Origin of the sequence: Lentzea sp. CA-135723 (assembly GCF_050936595.1) — a bacterium.
Lineage (GTDB): Bacteria > Actinomycetota > Actinomycetes > Mycobacteriales > Pseudonocardiaceae > Lentzea.
On record NZ_JBNJMK010000001.1, the window covers coordinates 2,581,046 to 2,597,714 of the forward strand.

17 protein-coding genes and 1 pseudogene are annotated in these 16,669 nt (G+C 70.1%); 6 read left to right on the forward strand and 12 right to left on the reverse strand.

Going from position 1 to position 16,669, the window contains the following annotated elements; translation table 11 throughout:
* Positions 1 to 11: 11 nt before the first annotated feature.
* A complete protein-coding gene (locus ACQEU1_RS10770) occupies positions 12 to 572 on the reverse strand; it encodes an N-acetyltransferase family protein (RefSeq protein WP_433198896.1) in 561 nt (186 codons plus the stop codon).
* On the reverse strand, positions 569 to 1,033 hold the full coding sequence (locus ACQEU1_RS10775) for an FxsA family protein (protein WP_433198898.1): 465 nt from the start codon (positions 1,031 to 1,033) through the stop codon (positions 569 to 571). Before ACQEU1_RS10775 ends, ACQEU1_RS10770 begins: the two co-directional genes overlap by 4 nt.
* Positions 1,034 to 1,164: 131 nt before the next feature.
* Between ACQEU1_RS10775 and ACQEU1_RS10780 the strand changes: the two genes are divergently transcribed.
* Positions 1,165 to 2,553 (forward strand): KamA family radical SAM protein, encoded by a 1,389-nt coding sequence (locus ACQEU1_RS10780; RefSeq protein ID WP_433198900.1) that lies wholly within the window; start codon positions 1,165 to 1,167, stop codon positions 2,551 to 2,553.
* Positions 2,554 to 2,614: 61 nt separating this feature from the next.
* Here ACQEU1_RS10780 and ACQEU1_RS10785 read toward each other — a convergent pair whose 3' ends face one another.
* Positions 2,615 to 3,541, reverse strand: coding sequence for an MFS transporter (locus ACQEU1_RS10785; protein WP_433198902.1), 927 nt, complete (start codon positions 3,539 to 3,541; stop codon positions 2,615 to 2,617).
* Between the two features lie 57 nt (positions 3,542 to 3,598).
* Here ACQEU1_RS10785 and ACQEU1_RS10790 point away from each other — a divergent pair, with 57 nt between their 5' ends.
* Positions 3,599 to 4,264 carry a GNAT family N-acetyltransferase gene (locus ACQEU1_RS10790; RefSeq protein ID WP_433198904.1) on the forward strand — a complete coding sequence of 222 codons (666 nt, stop codon included), beginning with the start codon at positions 3,599 to 3,601 and terminating at the stop codon, positions 4,262 to 4,264.
* Here ACQEU1_RS10790 and ACQEU1_RS10795 read toward each other — a convergent pair.
* A complete protein-coding gene (locus ACQEU1_RS10795; RefSeq protein ID WP_433198906.1) occupies positions 4,240 to 7,080 on the reverse strand; it encodes a hypothetical protein in 2,841 nt (946 codons plus the stop codon). The two genes, ACQEU1_RS10790 and ACQEU1_RS10795, sit on opposite strands and share 25 nt — an antisense overlap.
* Before the next feature lie 292 nt (positions 7,081 to 7,372).
* On the opposite strand from ACQEU1_RS10795, the gene ACQEU1_RS10800 reads away from it, so the two are divergent.
* Entirely contained in the window at positions 7,373 to 8,047 is a 675-nt protein-coding gene (locus tag ACQEU1_RS10800; RefSeq protein WP_433198908.1) for a hypothetical protein, read from the forward strand.
* 26 nt (positions 8,048 to 8,073) lie between these two features.
* On the opposite strand, the gene ACQEU1_RS10805 is transcribed toward ACQEU1_RS10800, so the two are convergent.
* Together ACQEU1_RS10805 and ACQEU1_RS10810 are read right to left on the reverse strand one after the other, a co-directional pair.
* Positions 8,074 to 8,751: a response regulator transcription factor gene (locus tag ACQEU1_RS10805; RefSeq protein WP_433198910.1), complete on the reverse strand. Its 678-nt coding sequence runs from the start codon at positions 8,749 to 8,751 to the stop codon at positions 8,074 to 8,076.
* Complete coding sequence (locus ACQEU1_RS10810) at positions 8,748 to 9,938, reverse strand: sensor histidine kinase (RefSeq protein ID WP_433198912.1); 1,191 nt, start codon at positions 9,936 to 9,938, stop codon at positions 8,748 to 8,750. The genes ACQEU1_RS10805 and ACQEU1_RS10810 overlap by 4 nt, the downstream gene beginning before the upstream one ends.
* Before the next feature lie 245 nt (positions 9,939 to 10,183).
* On the opposite strand from ACQEU1_RS10810, the gene ACQEU1_RS10815 reads away from it, so the two are divergent.
* Positions 10,184 to 11,626, forward strand: a complete 1,443-nt coding sequence (locus ACQEU1_RS10815) for an alpha/beta hydrolase (protein ID WP_433198914.1) — start codon at positions 10,184 to 10,186, stop codon at positions 11,624 to 11,626.
* 10 nt (positions 11,627 to 11,636) lie between these two features.
* Positions 11,637 to 12,290 (forward strand): hypothetical protein, encoded by a 654-nt coding sequence (locus tag ACQEU1_RS10820; RefSeq protein WP_433198916.1) that lies wholly within the window; start codon positions 11,637 to 11,639, stop codon positions 12,288 to 12,290.
* A 57-nt stretch (positions 12,291 to 12,347) separates the two neighbouring features.
* Here the strand turns inward: ACQEU1_RS10820 and ACQEU1_RS10825 are convergent, their stop codons facing one another.
* Positions 12,348 to 13,406 carry a glycoside hydrolase family 43 protein gene (locus tag ACQEU1_RS10825; RefSeq protein WP_433198918.1) on the reverse strand — a complete coding sequence of 353 codons (1,059 nt, stop codon included), beginning with the start codon at positions 13,404 to 13,406 and terminating at the stop codon, positions 12,348 to 12,350.
* Between the two features lie 246 nt (positions 13,407 to 13,652).
* Here ACQEU1_RS10825 and ACQEU1_RS10830 point away from each other — a divergent pair.
* Positions 13,653 to 13,856: pseudogene (locus ACQEU1_RS10830) on the forward strand (IS5-like element ISMt1 family transposase); the annotation flags it as partial.
* 32 nt (positions 13,857 to 13,888) lie between these two features.
* Here ACQEU1_RS10830 and ACQEU1_RS10835 read toward each other — a convergent pair.
* From ACQEU1_RS10835 to ACQEU1_RS10855, 5 genes are read right to left on the reverse strand one after another with little or no spacing between them, the layout of a single operon-like run.
* Positions 13,889 to 14,335, reverse strand: coding sequence for a hypothetical protein (locus tag ACQEU1_RS10835; protein ID WP_433198920.1), 447 nt, complete (start codon positions 14,333 to 14,335; stop codon positions 13,889 to 13,891).
* Positions 14,332 to 14,829 carry a hypothetical protein gene (locus ACQEU1_RS10840; protein ID WP_433198922.1) on the reverse strand — a complete coding sequence of 166 codons (498 nt, stop codon included), beginning with the start codon at positions 14,827 to 14,829 and terminating at the stop codon, positions 14,332 to 14,334. Before ACQEU1_RS10840 ends, ACQEU1_RS10835 begins: the two co-directional genes overlap by 4 nt.
* The gene (locus ACQEU1_RS10845; RefSeq protein WP_433198924.1) at positions 14,822 to 15,322 is read right to left on the reverse strand and encodes a hypothetical protein; all 501 of its coding nucleotides are present in this window, start codon (positions 15,320 to 15,322) and stop codon (positions 14,822 to 14,824) included. Before ACQEU1_RS10845 ends, ACQEU1_RS10840 begins: the two co-directional genes overlap by 8 nt.
* Positions 15,319 to 15,642: a WXG100 family type VII secretion target gene (locus ACQEU1_RS10850; protein WP_433198926.1), complete on the reverse strand. Its 324-nt coding sequence runs from the start codon at positions 15,640 to 15,642 to the stop codon at positions 15,319 to 15,321. Before ACQEU1_RS10850 ends, ACQEU1_RS10845 begins: the two co-directional genes overlap by 4 nt.
* Before the next feature lie 12 nt (positions 15,643 to 15,654).
* Entirely contained in the window at positions 15,655 to 16,482 is an 828-nt protein-coding gene (locus tag ACQEU1_RS10855; RefSeq protein ID WP_433198928.1) for a hypothetical protein, read from the reverse strand.
* Positions 16,483 to 16,669 lie beyond the last annotated feature (187 nt).

The window sequence follows — 16,669 nt, forward strand, 5'->3', positions numbered from 1 at the left end:
GCCCCGGTCGTCTAGAGGCGCAGCCCCAGGACGAGCTTGTCCGCGGAGTCGATCACGCGGAATCCCAGGTGTTCCCAGAAGCCGATCGCGTGTGTGTTGTGGTGCCGCACGTGGATGTGGACGCCCTTCTCGAGACGTTCGAGAACGGTGCGCACGAGCGTGCCGCCGAAACCCCTCCCCTTCGCGCGGGGCAGCAGGTTCGCGTGCATGTGCGCCGGATAGTCCCTGACCAGGAACGGGTCGACGCGCGGCGGGTGGTGGATGTGCCGCACGATCCGGTTCGGGTCCCTGGTCAACGGGTAGCGCACCCGCAGGTCGGGCCACCAGTCGCGGTCGCAGCGGTCCTCGAACGCCTCGGTGTCCGCCGTCGCGAGCGCGTACCCGGCGATGCCCTCGTCGTCCTCGGCGACGAACACCAGGTCGGGTTCGAACGCCGCGTACGGGCCGACGAAGGCGTGGCCCATCAGCTCCGGGTCCTCGAACAGGTGGCGCGCGCCGAGGCCGCCGTTGCCGGTGTCGAGGCAGATGTCGTAGAGCGCGTCCAGGTCAGCGGGCCGGTACGCGCGAATCACGTGAGCTCGCGCCGTTCCGCGATGACGACCGGGTCCGCGTCCACGTCGACGACCTCGCCCTCGACGACCTGACCGGCGCCGAAGCGGCGTTCGTGCTCGAACTTGAGCGCCGCGGCCTCGGCCTTGCGCGCGATCCGGCGGCTCACGAGCCTGCGCGTGGGCGGGAAGAGCAGGAACAACGCGGCCACGTCGCTGATGAAGCCCGGCACCATGATCAACGCGCCGGCCGTGGCGATGAGCACGCCGTCGGCCATCTCCTGGTGCGGCTGCTGGCGGTTGAACACCGACTCGCGGAACGCCGCCATCACCTGCGCGCCCTGGCGGCGCACCAGCGACAGACCCACGAGGGTGCCCACCAGGAGCAGGGCGATCATCCAGAGCCCGCCGATGGCGTTGCCGACGGCGACCATGACCGCGATCTCGGCGAACATCCCGAGCAGCAGCAGCGCGAAGAGGGGCATGTCCGTTTCAACGAACGAGGTCGCGTCTTTGCTCCCGACCAGGCCACGACCAGGTCTTGAGCTGAAATATTTACGGCGAGCTAGCGATGTGACAGGATATCTTTACGCGACCTCGACGCTGAGGAGTACGGATGACCGCGCTGCACGACGCCCCCATGGCGCTGGAGCGGCTGGACCGCCAGCCGTACACGTACGTCCGCCGTGAGCTGGTCGAACCGGACTGGCGGCGCTTCCCCGGCTGGTCGCACGTGACCGAGACGCAGTGGCGCGACGCCCAGTGGCAACGCGTGAACTGCGTGAAGAACGTGAAGCAGCTCCGCAAGGTCGCGGGCGACCTGCTCACCGACAGGTTCTACGACGACCTGGCGGCCGACCAGTCTGCGTTCGCGACGATGTCGATGCTGATCCCGCCGCAGATGTTCAACACCATGGCGGTGAACGCCCCGCTGACCCCGGACGCCTTCACCGAGGCGTTCCTCGCGGACCCCGTCCGCCGCTACATGCTCCCGGTCGCCTCGGACCGCGACGCCTCCTGGCCCTCCCACCCGCACTCCGAGCGCGACTCGTTGCACGAGGCGGAGATGTGGGTCGTCGAAGGCCTGACGCACCGCTACCCCACCAAGGTCCTGGCCGAGATGGTCTCGACCTGCCCGCAGTACTGCGGCCACTGCACCCGCATGGACCTCGTCGGCAACAGCACGCCGTTGATCGACAAGCACAAGCTGTCCCTGAAGCCGGTGGACCGCCAGGACCAGATGATCGAGTACTTGAAGAAGACCCCCGGCGTCCGCGACGTCGTGGTCTCCGGCGGCGACGTGGCCAACGTGCCGTGGCCGCAGCTCGAGTCGTTCCTGATGCGCCTGCTCGACATCGACACGGTCCGCGACGTCCGCCTGGCCACCAAGGCCCTGGCGGGGCTGCCGCAGCACTGGCTCCAGCCGCGCGTCGTCGAGGGTCTGGAACGCGTGGCCCGCACCGCCTCCCGCCGAGGCGTCAACCTGGCCATCCACACGCACGTGAACCACGCGCAGTCCGTGACGCCCCTCGTGGCCGAGGCCGCACGCACGGCTCTGGAAGTCGGCGTCCGCGACGTGCGCAACCAGGGCGTGCTGATGAAGGGCGTCAACGCCACCTCGGACGACCTGCTCGACCTTTGCTTTGCCCTGCAAGGGGAAGCGAACATCCTGCCGTACTACTTCTACATGTGCGACATGATCCCGAACTCCGAGCACTGGCGGGTGGCGGTGTGGGAGGCGCAGGAGCTCCAGCACTCGATCATGGGCTACCTGCCGGGGTACGCGACGCCGCGCATCGTCTGCGACGTGCCGTACGTGGGCAAGCGGTGGGTGCACCAGCTCGAGGAGTACGACCGCGAGCTCGGGATCTCCTACTGGACCAAGAACTACCGGACCGGGATCGAGCTGGAGGACCCGGAGGCGTTGAACCGCCGTTACCCCTACTACGACCCGATCTCCACCCTTGGTGAGACCGGCCAGAAGTGGTGGTCCGACCAGTCCTGACGACGGGGGTCGCGGACGGGGCCGTTTTCGGGACATCTCCCGAAGACGGCCCCGTCGTCGTTCACCCGGCCGACTCGTCCGTTGCTCTGGCCAGTGCGCGGTTGTTCAGCAAGGGGTAGAAGGCCACCGCCACCAGGACGAGGAACGCACCGGCGACCACGTACGTGACCTGAATGGTGAACACGCTCGCGAGAACGCCGCCGAGCGCCGCACCGACCGGTCCCCGACCATCACCACCAGCATCACCGTGCCGGGGCCGAGAAGTCTGGTGGCGGCCGCGGCGGTCAGTCCCCCGGCCGTCGCGCCGATGGCGGTGGCCGTCAGCAGCAGGCCGAAGCCGAAGTCCGGCAGGTGGAGGACCTCCTTGGCCAGCAGCGCGAGCACCGCGAACTGCGCGGTGGCGGAGACGTTGCCCAAGCAGGAGGCCGCTGGCGGCGAACGAGAGGGCGTTGCCGGCGAACGGCAGGAAGTTCCACACGCCGAACAAGGCGGAGCCGAGCGGTGGGCCCACGAAGTCCTCGCCGTTGCTCTCCGCCGCGACGATCCGCCCGTTCGCCTTCGCGAGCTTGCGCGGATCACGTGACACGAAGTCCGGGATGGCGGACTGGGCGGCGATGTCGAAGAAGACCTGGCCGACGCCCAGCAGGAACGCCGCGGCCACCAGCCACAGCAGGGTCACCCGGCCGGTCAGGACCAGCGCCGCGAGGACGACCAGGACGGCGAACCGGGCCAGGTCGGCCCGCACCATCACCCGGCGGCGGTCCAGCCGGTCCACCGCGACGCCCGCGTGCAGCGAGAGCAGCACCCACGGGATCTCGGCGGCCATGACGACGGCGCTCAACGCCATCGGGCTGCCACCCGTCTGCAACGCCAGCAGGGGCAACGCGGCGGCGTGCATGCCGGTGCCGACGGACGACACGAGCGTGGCGCCGAAGAGCCGGTGGAAGCGACTTCCCAAGCTCACCTCGTCGGACTCCTCCGTCGGCATGCCGAGCCCCTCCCGGCCAGACGTCCACCCCACCGGACTCCGCTAGGGTTGGGCGCGATGATCACGCGCCCGCCGGTCACCGCACACGTCCGCACCTCGGCGAACCCCTCCCTGTCCTGGGTGGGCAGGAAGGTGTGGTTGCGCGAGGTCGCGCCCGCCGACCGGAAAACGCTTACCAGATTCGACCGCGACGAGCATCCGCCGCTGGTGGGCGGTTATCGGCACTGGGCGGCGCACCGCGCGGACACCACCGGCGAGGACCTGCAGCTCGCGATCGTGAGCCTGCGCAGCCGGGTGCTCGTCGGGTCGCTGACCACCGTGCGGACGGACTCGGGGCCCGGCTGGTTCAGCTACGGGGTCGGCATCGGGTCCTGGCACTCGAGGTGCGGGTACGCGGCGGACGCGATCACCGTGCTGTTGGCGCTGATGTTCGGCCAGCGGGGCTACCGCGCGTGCGAGATCAGCATCAACGGCGGCAACTTCGCGTCGCAGAGCCTGCACACCCGGCTCGGCTTCCGGGAGACCGGTCTGCTCGCCGACCCGGACGGCGCGCGCGGCTCGTTCGGGCACCTGGTGACGATGTCCATCTCGGCGGCCGAGTTCGCCGCGCGGCACCCCGGACTGGCGTTGCCGTTGCAGGCAGACGGGCCGGGACGGGGCCGGCACTGGCGCCGGTTGCGGGGGCGGCACCGGCAGCGTCAGCCGGGGCACGGTGGCGCGTAGCCCAGGCCGGGGAAGTAGCGGTCCCACTCGGCCTCGGTGAGCACGGTCCGGACGTGGTCGCAGGCGTGGGCGATGGTCCGTTCGAGGTCGGTGTCCATCAGCTGGACCGTTCCTTCCCAGCCTCCGGTGATGAGCGTGCGCCCGTCGGGGCTGAAGACCACCGCCTGCACGGTGTCCACCTCGCCGGTGAAGCTGACCAGTTCGGTCACGCGCCGGGGATCGGTCACGTCCCACAGGCGCGCGGTGCGGTCGCCCGCGGCGGTGGCCAGGGTCTTGCCGTCCGGGCTGAACTCCACCATGTAGACGCCTTCCTCGTGGCCTTCGAGGGTGGACAGCGCGGCCGGGCTGCGAGGGTCCGACACGTCCCACAGCCGGATGACGCGGTCGCGGCCGACGGTCGCGAGGACGCGGCCGTCCGGGCTGAAGTCCGTCTGGGCCACCCCGCCGGCGTGGCCGGGGACGGAGGCGACCTGGGCGGGCCGCCGGCGGTCGGTGACGTCGAACAGCCGGATGACCGACTCGTCGCCGACCACGGCCAGCGTGCGGCCGTCCGGGCTGAACTGGGCGTAGAGGAGCTTGTAGCGGAACTCGTCGATCACGGCGGCCACGGTGGGCTCGCGCGGGTTCGTGATGTCCCAGAGCCGCACCGTGCGGTCCCAGCCCGCGGACACGAGGGTGCGGCCGTCCGGGCTGAACTCCGCCGAGTGGACGTTCTCGGTGTGGCCGCTGAGGGTGCTGACCAGCGCCGGGTTCCGGAGGTCCGTGATGTTCCACAACCGGATCTCGCGGTCGAAGCCCGCGGTCGCCAGCGTGCGGCCGTCCGGGCTGAACCTGACCGTGTAGACCATCTCGGTCGGGCCGTTCAGCTTGGTGATCTCCACCGGCTGCTGGGGGTCGGTGATGTCCCAGAGCCGCACGGTGCTGTCCTCGCTGCTCGTCGCCAGGGTCCGGCCGTCGGGGCTCACGTCGGCCGCCGAGATCACATCGGCCTGCCGGATCACCGCGAGCGGCAGGGTGCTGACCACCCCGTCGCGCGTCCGTTGGGAGGGGGCCAGGCGGTGGGCGGCCAGTGCGAGCTGCACGGCCAGCTGAGGGTTGCTCCGGTGCAGCTCGGCGGCCTCCTCGGCCACGACCTGGGCCCGGATGGCGTTGCGCTGCTCGGTGGCCGTGTGCCGCGCGACCCAGGCGACGACCGTCGCCGTGATGGCGACCAGGGTCACGACGCTGAGGAGCGCGACGAGCCTGCGGAGCCGTCGGCCACCGGCGATCTCGGCGGACCGGCTGGCTTCGAGGAAGTCGTGCTCACGCGGGGACAACGCGGCGTCGTGCCGGCCCGCCCAGTCGAGCGTCAGCGCGAGATGGGCGCCCCGCAGCAGCGCGCCGCTGTCCTTGCCCACCGACTCCCACGAGTCCGTGGCGTCGGTGAGCCGGCGGTGCAGGCGGAGGCTCTCGCGGTCGTCGTGCAGCCAGTCGCGCAGCCGTGGCCAGGCCCGGATCAACGCCTCGTGCGCGATCTCGACCCCGTCCAGGTCCTTGGTGAGCAGCCGGGCCGCGGTGAACGCCTCGAGCACGGCGGCGAGGCCGGGAGCGTCGCCGAGCTCGGTGACGTCCAGCCGTCGTTTCGTGTCCTCCGGGCCCTCGCCGGGTGCGACCAGCCTGCCGAACAACGTCCTGGCCAGCTGCTGCTCCTCCTCGGCGAGGCCGGTGAAGACGTCCTCCGCGGTGCGGCTCAACGCCCCGTCGAGGCCGCCGGCCTGCTGGAACCCGGCGACGGTGAGCCGGTGGCCGCTGCGGCGGACCCACACCTCCAGCAACACGTGCGACAACAGCGGCAGCACGCCCGGCCTGCCGTGCGCCTGGGTGATCAGGTCGGCCACGAGGGCGCTCTCCACGGTGCAGTTCGCCTGTTTCGCGGGCGCCACGATGGCCCGGCGCAGCTCCTCCGCGCTCATCGGCCCGGCGACGACCTGCCCCTCCGGCAGGGCGTCGAGCAGTTCCGGGTGGGCCGAGCAGTGCGCGAAGAAGTCCGACCGCATGCCGAGCAGGACGCGGCACCGGCTACCCGGCGTGTTCGCCGCGGTGGCCAGCGCCGCGATGAACCTGGCGCGCTCGTCCTCGTCGTCGCAGAGCGTGAAGACCTCCTCGAACTGGTCGACGACGATGACCATCTCCCGGTCCCCCGACACCTGCGACACGAGCCGGTGCAGGGCCCGGTCGTCGTGCCACTCGTCCAGCACCGCCGCCGTGGTCACGCCGAGCTCGTTCGCGAACAGCACCGAGCACCGTTCGATCGGGTGCGTCCCGGGGGTGAAGAGCAGCGTGGTCTTCCTGGTGGCGGCGAACGCGGGCACCACGCCCGCGCGCAGCACCGACGACTTGCCCGATCCGGAAGCGCCGAAGAGCAGCACCAACCGCTGGGTCCTGCCGACGATCTCGGCGACGAGCCGTTCGCGCCCGAAGAACCGGTGCGCGTCATCCGGCCCGAACGCGCGCAGTCCCACGTACGGCGCGTCTCGGAACTCCTCGGCAGACGTCATCGCGGAGCTCTCGTTGAGCTCGGCCGCGAGCGCGTGCCAGCGCTGTTCCCACTTGTCCTCGTCGCCGTCGCAGGCGCGGACGAACGCCAGCGTCACGGCCAGGCTGGGCAGCTTCCGCCCGCTCGCCGCGTCCGACAGCGTGCTCGCCGAGTAGAACGCGGTGCCGGCCATGTCCCGGTACGACGGAGTGCCGGCCTTCGCGCGCAGCAACCGCAGCTCGGCGGCGAACTCCACGAGCGGCGTGCCGTCACGGACCAGTTCGCGTTCAGCCCGCGGCACCGTCGATCATCTCCCTCGTGGACTCTGCTGTGGACAGCCGTTCCTCCGGCTGGACCATCCTGCTGCACCTTGCCACGTGCCGTGCCGGGGTGCCGTCAACGGGAGGCCTCGTCCGCCCTCCGCCGAGTCGGCGCGCAGCCGTGAGAGCGCTTCCACAGCGCGGTACCGATCATGCCCGAAGTGGTCTATACCCATTAGTGGTAAGCGCTCCAAGGCGATGGGGTTCTGACGCGAACCTGGGCGGTTGAGAGGAGATCGCATGCTCGGAAGGCGATGGACAACGCTCTGCGCGGTGACAACGGGACTCGTGCTCGGGGCAGGTTCGGCGGCGGCCGCCCCGCACACGATCGCCTCGACTGACGCGCGAGCGAGGTACGTCGAGAACTTCGACTCGCTCGACACCGCGATCTGGCAGTGCGAGTACACCTGCCCGGCGGTCGTGGACGGCGTCGCGAGGTTCGAACTGCGCGCGGGCGTCCCGCCCCGCACCGCGGGGTCGTGGTCCAAGATCAGGTACAAGCCGCAGCGCTTCACCTCGGGCAGGTTCACGACGCGATTCGCTCTCAGCCACCGGCCGAAGCAGAAGGTGTGGTGGGGTTCCGCCCTGTGGAGCGACGGCCCCGCCGCGGACGGCAGCCAGTTCAACGAGATCAACTTCGGCTACACCACCGACCAGAGCTACACGAACACGCAGCTGCGCTTCGAGAGCGCCCGGCGCGGCAAGGCCGTCTCGCTCAAGGTCGACACCGGAGTCGACCTCTACGACGGCAGGTACCACACAGCGACCTTGCAGTACTCCTCGTCGTCGGTCGACCTCTACTTCGACGGACGACTCCTGATGAAGATCACCGACCCTTCCGTCATCCCGGCCGACCCGATGAGCTTCGTCCTCGGACCGCGCCTGGTGGCAGGCGCTCCGCTGTCCGGCGACTTCACCCAGACGGTCGGCGCTGCCGAGATCGGCTGATCCCGCGCCGTGGGCGAGGGACCGCTTCAGTCCTCCGCGTCCCGCACCACGAGGGCGATCTGCACCCGGTTCTCGACCTGCAGTTTGGCGAACAAGTTGCCGGTGTGGGCTTTCACCGTCGCGACGCTGATGCTCAGCTGTGCGGCGATGTCCGGGTTGCTCAGCCCGTCGGCGATGGCCCGCGCGGTCTCAAGTTCGCGTTCGGTCAACGCGGACAGCTTCGCCCGCGCGGCTTCGCGGGACGCGCGGCGGGCGCTGGACGACTGCGGGCTGGTGGCGGCGGCGATCACCCTCGCCGTGGCCGCCGGCGACAGCACCGGGTTGCCTTCGGCCACGACGCGCACCGCGTCGGCGATCCGGGGCGGCGGGGTGTCCTTGAACACGAAGCCGAGCGCTCCGGCGCGCAGGGCGCCGAGGACGAGTTCGTCGGAGTCGAAGGTGGTCAGCATGAGCACCTTCGGTGGTGCCGGGCGGGTGAGCAGTTCGCGGGTGGCGCTGATTCCGTCGCGGCCGGGCATGCGCACGTCCATCAGCACCACGTCCGGCCGGTGCTCGTCCACCGCGCTGAGCGCCGCCTCGCCGTCGGCCGCCTCCGCGACCACGGTCAGGTCCGGCTCACCTTCGAAGACCATCCGCAGAGCCATGCGCACCAGTTGATCGTCGTCGACGATGATCAGCCGCACCGGCTTGCGCTCGTTGCTCACGCGTTCTCCCCGGGGAGGTTCTGGTCCGGCCAGGGTAGTCGCGCGGTGAGCCGGTACCCGCCGCCGGGCGTGGGTTCGTGCTCGAGTGTGCCGCCGGCGAGAACCACGCGTTCTCGCAGGCCCAGCAGGCCGAAACCGGAGGCGGGTGTCCGGCCGCCCGGCGCGGTGGCGCGCGAGTTGCGGATCTCGACGCGCAGGTCGTCGCCCGCGGTTCCGGCGAGGGTGACGCTCACCTGTGCTCCGGGAGCGTGTTTCGCGGCGTTCGTCAGTCCTTCTTGGACGATGCGGTAGCAGGTGCGGCCCACGAGCGCGGAAGGCCGGCCCGTCACGGTGCCGGTGAGGGTGACGTCCAGACCGGACGCCCGGGAGTCCGTGACCAGGGCAGGCACGTGATCGAGCGAGGGCTGTGGTGGTTCGGGGTGGTCCGGGTCGCCGCGGAGCACCCCGAGCACGTCCCGCAGTTCTTCGAGCGCCTGCCGGGAACCGTCCGCGATCCCGCTCACCAGGAGGCGGTTGTCCTCGCTGCTGAGGTCGTGGCGGTGCTCCAGCACGCCTGCCTGCATGGCGACCAGGGACATCCGGTGTGCGAGCACGTCGTGCATCTCGCGGGCGATCCGGTTCCGTTCCTGGGCCCTGGCCTGCGCGGCTCGTGCGTTCTGCTCCCGCTCGGTGCTCTCGGCCCGTTCCCGCAGGGAGCGCAGCTCGACTCGGCGGGCGCCGATGGCGACGCCGATGGACACCGCGGTTCCCGCGCTCAGCAACGGGAAGACGAGCCGGAGCCACACCGAGACCGGCGGGACCTCCAGCGGGTAGATGCCGTAGAGCAGCTGCGAGCTGACCAGGAACGCCAGCACCACCACACCGATCTCGGCCGGGCGGCGGCGAGTGGAGATCGAGCACAGGGCGAGCAGCGCCGCACCGGCGGCCAGCGTCGAGCCGGCCGAGGCGACCGTGACCACGACGGCAACGGCGAGGGGAGACCTCCGCCGCCACAGCAGCAGCACCAGGCAGACGAGCGCGATCAACGGGTCGCCGGTGGCCAACCAGGAGCACGTGGTCGCCGCACACCCCGGCGGTACCAACGCCGCGGTCACGAGCCAGAAGGGGATGCCCAGCAGCGCCGCGACCGCCAGCCGCCACGCCTGTCCCAGCCACCTCGCCGACCGTGATGCCGAGTCCGTGCTCACCCGGTCATTGTCGCCACACCTCGACGCGGGCGCATGCGCCCGCGGGACCGGAGCACCCCCGACCGAAGTCGCACCACCGCCCTCGACCCAGGTCCAGTGCGGCCCATCCGCCGGGCCGATGTGCTCGAGGTGCCCAGTGGACAGACTCGGTACCGCAACGGAAAGCCGGGGAACGGGACGGGCGGGCCAGTCGCCTCGCGGGGAGATTCCCTTGCCCCGGCACGGCTTCGACACTGGAGGAACGAATGCGCAGGACCTTGCCGGTCGCCCTCGCCGCGACCGCCGTGCTGGCCGCCGCCGTTCCCGCCGGTTCGGCGGCGGCGGTGGACACCCTGGCGTGGGGCGCGTGCCCGGAAGGCGTCGCGGCGCCCCGGCTCGAGTGCTCGACCCTCGAAGTCCCGTTGGACCACAGCCATCCCGGCGGCGAGCAGATCAGGATCGCGATCTCCAGGCTTCCCAGCGAACGCCCCGGACAGCGTCGTGGCGTCCTGCTGACCAATCCGGGCGGCCCCGGCGGCGACGGGCTGGGCTACCCGGCCCTGCTCGCGAAGTCCGGACTGCCCGAAGAGGTGCTGGACACCTACGACATCATCGGGTTCGACCCGCGTGGCGTCGGTCGCAGCACGCCGGTGAGCTGCGGGCTGACCCCGGAACAGCAGGCACGTGGTGCGTTCGCCTCTTACGCGCACACTTCGGCCGACGTCACCCGTGAGGCCGGCTACGCCCGTGCCATCGCCGAGCAGTGCGCCACCTCCCCCACCGCGCGGATGCTGCCGCACACGACCACCGCGAACACCGCGCGGGACATGGATCGCATCCGGAAAGCGTTGGGAGAGCGGAAGATCTCGTACCTGGGCGCCTCCTACGGCACCTACCTCGGTGCCGCGTACGCGACGATGTTCCCGCAGCGCGGCGACCGGATCGTGCTCGACAGCAACCTGGGCGCCGGTGGCTACGACGTCACCGCCCTGCGCAGGATGGCCGGTGGGCTGGAAGAGCGGTTCCCTGACTTCGCCGCGTACGTCGTCGCGCACCCCGAGCACGGCCTGGGCACCACGCCGGAACAGGTGACCGCCAAGTACTTCGACCTGGCGAAGCGGCTGGACGCGGCGCCGGTGCACGGCGTGACCGGGCTGGCGTTCCGCGGGCTCACGTTCGAGTACCTGTACAGCGACGCCGCGCTGCCCGCGCTGGCCAAGACCTGGCAGGCGATCGACAGGAACGAGCCGGTGCCGTTGCCGCCCTCGGTCGACCGCGACAACTCGATGTCCGCCCGCCTGCACGTGATCTGCGGCGACTCGCGCTGGCCCGACTCGGTCCGCGACTACCAGCGCGCGGCCGCCGCCGACCGGGCGAAGCATCCGATGCTGGGCGGGGTCACGGCCAACATCGGGCCGTGCGCCTTCTGGCCGCGCGAACGCACCGAACCGCCGGTGCGCATCGGGGACCGGGGCCCGTCGAACGTGCTGATGCTGCAGAACGAACGCGACCCCGGCACGCCGATGTCCGGCGCCCGCGAGCTGCGCAGGGCACTCGGCCAGCGGGCCACGATGGTGACCGCCGACCAGGGCGGGCACGGCGTCTACCCGTGGGGCAACGCGTGCGCCAAGACCGCCACGACGAAGTTCCTGACCACCGGGAACCGGCCGGCGCGGGACCTCTCCTGCGCCGCGGACCAGGCGAAGTGAGGAGCTGATCATGTTCGAGGAGATGCGCAGCCGCCGGGCCGCCAAGCGGATCAAGCCCGGTGACGGGCACGAGCTGCGGCGGTTCCGCTGGTGGCAGAGCCTCGGCCGCTCCCTGTTCTACCTCCGGCTGGCCGGCGGCGAGGGCGGGCACTCGGTCTACGCCGTCGACGTCCGGCACAACAGGTCCGACGCCGACGGGTACGCCAACGCCGACCTGTTCGTCGACGGCAGGCACCACGCCCGGTCCCGGCTCCCCGCCGCCTTTCCCGTCCCGGGCGGCACGATCGAGGTGAAGAAGTGCGCCTTCGGGCTCAAGCGGTGTCACTACGTCACCACCGGCGGCGCCGAGCACCAGCTCGAACCGGACCGCGCCTCGGCGGAAGGGCGTCGCGCACGTCTCGACCGCGACCACCCCGCGCTCAGCCGCGGGATCGGTTTCCTCTCGTCGGTCGTGCTGTTCGGTGCTCTGGCCGTGCTCATCTCGCAGCTGCTGGAGAAGCTGACCCAGCCGGCGCCGATCGCCGCGCACATCGGGACCTTCGTCTCACCCGTGGACCTCCCGGCGTGGCTCAACATCGCGGTCGGAGTCGTCGCGGCGATGGCCAGCACGGAACGGGCGACGCGGCTCCGCTACAACTGGCTGCTGGACGGCGGAGCGGGATGACCGTGCCCCGCGCCCGAGAACTCCGGCGCCAAGAGCGTTCTGAGATGGCGCGCCGCACTACTCGAAGAACTTCAGGCTGAATCCGGTGTCGGTGGCGGGACCGGGCGAGTTGCCGCGGCGGTAGGTGGTCGAGCCCCACCACACCGCCGTTCCCGTGTACCAGTAGCGATTGCTCCACTGGTACGGGGTGCCCTTGGGGACGGCGTGGTACATCAGCGGGAAGCGGTTTCCAGACGGCGGACTGGCGGCGATGTCCCCTCCGGCGAGCACGAAGCTGTTGTGCCCCGGGCCGTCCACGTTCACCGTCGGGTCCCAGCCGTACATCATCTGCTCGGCGTAGGAGCCGAACAGGCAGCCGTTCGACTTGTACCAGTCCCACACGTTCGCCGGGTCGCCCCCGACGCGGAGGCGGAGGTCGGCGAGGCAGTACCTGCTGCTCCAGCTGCCGTTGGCCGAGTAGACGATGTGCAGCTGGCCGTTCGGGTCCTTGATCGCCTGCGGTGACTCGTTGATGTACGGGTTGCCCACGACCCGTTCCCAGCTCTCCCGCGGCTGGGAAATGACGTACCGGCTTCCGGTAGGAGTGGTCGGGCTGCTCATCCTGGCGATGTAGAGGTTCTGCTCGTGACCCGTGTCGTCCGCCCATCCCGACCACACGAACCACCTCTGCCCGTTGAAGGTGAACAGAGTGCCGTCGATGGCCCACCTGTCGCCGGGCAGAGCGAGCTTGGTCTCCGCACCGTAGCCCGCGGTGGCCTGTGCCGAGCTGATCACGTACATGCGGTGTGCCGCACTGCGTCCCGCGGTGAAGTAGACGTAGAACCGGCCGCCGTCCATCACGATCTCCGGCGCCCACACATCACCGAGGTTGCGGCTGTCGGTCCAGATCCGCTGCGCCGGCGCGGTCGCGAGACCGGCGAGCGTCGAGGCCTGGCGGGCGACGATGCCCCCTCCGGCCGCGTGCACCCCGACGTAGGTGGAGCCGACGCGGATCACACTCGGATCAGCGGCTCTCAGGGTGGTCTGTCCAGCGCCGGCGCTCGCGGCACCGGAGACGACCATGATCGTGCACAACGCGAGAGTCGTTGTGCAGCGCAGGAAACGGGACAACGTCATGGTGACATCCCTCGGTCGATCACAGCCCAGGCAGGGGTATGGGAGCGCTCTCATAAGCAGGATGGGCCAGAGCTGCTGACGAGGGGAAGCGAGCGATCGGTGCTTCTTCGATTCAGCCGGTCAGAATTGGTCTGAACCGGTGAACTCCGGCGGTCCGCGAGGGCTGGGCGGTCGTCCGGTGTCAGGTCGAGCCGTCGGTCCGCGCGCCGGAACCGCTCCAGCGACAGGACGGTGGTGATGTGACGCACCCGAGCCGCGTTACGGCGGCGGATCAAGGCCACCACTCCCGAGCGCATCGACCAGATCGACCGTCGCAGGTACAAGGGCTCGGCCGGTGGCAGGCCACCGGCCTTCGACCCCGACATCCACAAGGCGCGCAACGTGGTCGAACGCTGCTACAACCGGCTCAAGCAGTTCCGCGGCCTGGCCACCAGGTTCGCGAAACCAGCCGACTACCGCCGCGACGACCTCGGACCTGCCGCCTAGACCGCTTCGAGCAGCGCGGAGATGCGGGCGACCCGCTCGTTCGCGCCGAACTCGAAGTGCAGGTAGCGGTTGTTGACCTCGTACCGGTCGAAGCTCGGCCCGGTGCGTTCCGGCGTGCCCAGGAACGCCCTGACCTCGTCGCGGGTGGCGGTGGCGGAGAGCCCCTGCACCAGCTCGGCGGGACGCGGGTACTCGCCGTAGGTCTCGTCCTCGGGGTCCGGCTGGGTCCGCACCATCGCCGACGCCAGGACGTCGTCCTCGAAGAGCAGCTCCGTACCGGCTTCCTTGAAGACGAAGTACGTGGACTTCTCGCCGTCGAAGTCGTACTCGCTGACCTCCATCTTGGGGCCGACCAGAACGATCGCCTCGAGGATGCGGCTGTCGCCCTGGCGGTGGCCCAGCACGTCCAGCAGCACGGTGATCTCACCGGAAACCGTGGTCATATGCCCTTCTTTCGGTTCGCAGCCTTCAGATCGGCGAGGGCCGCGTCGACGTCCTTGGCCGAGTAACCGTGTGCGAGGAGGTTCTTGCGGGTCGTAGCGTAGTCCCTGTCCGCGGCCTTGCTGAGATCAGCCGCGTCGTCCTCGATCTGCTTCTTCGTGTTCTTGCCGCGGAACGTGTCGCTCTTGGCGTGGACGTCCTTCGGGACCTCGATCGCGTTCGCCTTGTTGTGCAGGGCGTCGGCTTCCTGCCTGGTCAGCTTGCGGCCGAGCCTCTTCTCCTCGGCCTTCTTCAGCGCGGCCGACGACGGGATGTGGTCGTGTTCGAGGTTGTCGCCGACCTTCTCGCGCTTCTTGAGGTTCGCGTACGAGTCGACGTCGAGCGCCTGGACGTTGTTGGCGGGGCGCTTGGCCGGGCGCAGCTTCGTGCCGATGGGGTTGAAGACCCCGGCGTTGGTGATGGCCTTGTTCGCCTTGGGCTTCTTGACCTTAGGCACTGAGCACCTGGCTGACGGCGAGGTCGATCGCCTGGTCGAGGAGGATCGAGGTGATCTCCTTGAAGATGGGGATCTCCAGCAGCGAGGCGCCGAACGTCGGCACCGCCGTGGCGATGGCCTGGGCGATCTGGATGGCGAGCATGGCCAGCTGCACGACGACGGCGATCTTGAGCGCGACCACGACGCCCGCGCAGACGTAGAGGCCGGCGCCGATCAGCGAGGAGGCGGTGGCGCCGTCCTCGAGGTTCTTCTTCGGTGACTCGCCGTCCGTCCAGTACGCCTTGAAACCGTCGATGGCCGCACCCGTGTTGCCGGTCAGCACCTGCTGGGCGTGTTCCTCGGCGGTGGCCGCGGCGGGGCTGAGCTGGTCGGCGAAGCCCGACCAGAGGCCGCCGAGGTCGAACAGCTTGCCCTCGTCGCTCTCGGGCCAGTTGAAGCCCAGGGTGTTGAGGAGCCCGGACAGCTCCGGGGGCAGCATCATGCCGGTGGTCATGCCTGATCTCCCAAGAGCTGCTGGAACGAGTTCTGGTTGGCCGTCTCGACGGCCGTGTAGTCGTCGGCCATGGCCTGCAGGTTCTGGCCGATCTCCGTGAGACCGTCGGCGTTGTCCTCGAACGACTCGAACGCGGCCTCGGAGACGATCTGGTAGATCGTGCCCAGCGCCGAGCCGAGCTCGTCTCCGCCGAACGCGCCGGTCAGCGCCTCGACCTGGCTGCGGAACGCGGCGACCTCACCTGCCAGGGAGTCACCGGTCCCCAGGATCTGCTTCGCGGATCCGCCGATCATCTCGGCGGACACTTCCATCCCGGACATCGTTGTCACTCCCTAGTGGACGGTGCGCATGATCGAGGTGAGGTTCGTCGCGTAGTCGCGCAGGTGTCGCATGCTCTGCTCGCGGACCTTCTCGGCCTGGTCGCTGACCGCCTGCAACGCCTGGACGTCCAGCGCCGGCCTGTCCGCGGCCTGGCGCTCCCACTCGTCGATCGCGGTGTTGACCGCCTGGATCACCGCCTGCGTCAACTGCTCCGGCGGGTACTGCAGGGCGACGACCGTCAGCGTCAGGGCGTCGACCCGGCCTCCGGTGACGGCGGCGTTGACCTCGTTGGCGTCGTCGCTGCCCTCACCGAGCACCATCGGCGCCGGATCCGCCGACAGGGCCGCCTGGGTGGAGGCGACCACGTTCATCGCGTCCTGGAACAGGTGATCGACGTACTGGGGCGTGCTGTCACCGCTGATGCCGGTCTTCGCCATCGACGCCTCGAGCAGCCCCTGGATCCGGCGCAACGCGTCGCCGCCCTGCCGGGTGAAGTCCGCGAGCTGCTGCCCCAGCGCGGCGAGATCGGGTCCCGGGTCGCCGGCGCCGGGCGTGTCGATCAACGACTGCTCCAGTGCGGCGTTGATGGCCTCTCTCAGCGGCTGCGACACGGCGCCGGGCGGCTGCGTGAGCAGGTCCGGGTGGAGTTCGAGCCAGATGATCCGCCGGTCGCGCACCACGACGCTCACCCCTGGTGCGGTGGCGACCGAGTCCTCGAGCTCGTACGGCTCCGGTGCCGGCGGTGTGTACCCCGCTCTCGCCAGCGCCAGCCGATGGTGCTGCTCAGCGAGCCGGGCCTCGTAGTCCTGGCCCTCGCCCACCCTGTCACCCTCCGTCATGAAGTACCTCCCTGTTTCGGAGAGTAGCAACACGCTCACTTTCGGGTGGCAAAAGTGTCTGAATTCAGGCAGCCAACCGTCAGGGGAATACGGAGAGTGGACTTTTCTCGGGCTGGTGAGCTGAACGGGGGTGGTCCAGGCCGCAGGATTTTTGTTATCCGCCGGTGACCTGGGCATCTCCTGAGCA

Excerpts from the sequence above, each read along its gene's own strand:
- ACQEU1_RS10775 (WP_433198898.1), bottom strand. The coding sequence starts at position 1,033 with ATGCCCCTCTTCGCGCTGCTGCTGCTCGGGATGTTCGCCGAGATCGCG.
- ACQEU1_RS10780 (WP_433198900.1), top strand. The coding sequence starts at position 1,165 with ATGACCGCGCTGCACGACGCCCCCATGGCGCTGGAGCGGCTGGACCGC.
- ACQEU1_RS10785 (WP_433198902.1), bottom strand. The coding sequence starts at position 3,541 with ATGCCGACGGAGGAGTCCGACGAGGTGAGCTTGGGAAGTCGCTTCCAC.
- ACQEU1_RS10790 (WP_433198904.1), top strand. The coding sequence starts at position 3,599 with ATGATCACGCGCCCGCCGGTCACCGCACACGTCCGCACCTCGGCGAAC.
- ACQEU1_RS10815 (WP_433198914.1), top strand. The coding sequence starts at position 10,184 with ATGCGCAGGACCTTGCCGGTCGCCCTCGCCGCGACCGCCGTGCTGGCC.
- ACQEU1_RS10820 (WP_433198916.1), top strand. The coding sequence starts at position 11,637 with ATGTTCGAGGAGATGCGCAGCCGCCGGGCCGCCAAGCGGATCAAGCCC.
- ACQEU1_RS10825 (WP_433198918.1), bottom strand. The coding sequence starts at position 13,406 with ATGACGTTGTCCCGTTTCCTGCGCTGCACAACGACTCTCGCGTTGTGC.
- ACQEU1_RS10835 (WP_433198920.1), bottom strand. The coding sequence starts at position 14,335 with ATGACCACGGTTTCCGGTGAGATCACCGTGCTGCTGGACGTGCTGGGC.
- ACQEU1_RS10845 (WP_433198924.1), bottom strand. The coding sequence starts at position 15,322 with ATGACCACCGGCATGATGCTGCCCCCGGAGCTGTCCGGGCTCCTCAAC.
- ACQEU1_RS10850 (WP_433198926.1), bottom strand. The coding sequence starts at position 15,642 with ATGTCCGGGATGGAAGTGTCCGCCGAGATGATCGGCGGATCCGCGAAG.
- ACQEU1_RS10855 (WP_433198928.1), bottom strand. The coding sequence starts at position 16,482 with ATGACGGAGGGTGACAGGGTGGGCGAGGGCCAGGACTACGAGGCCCGG.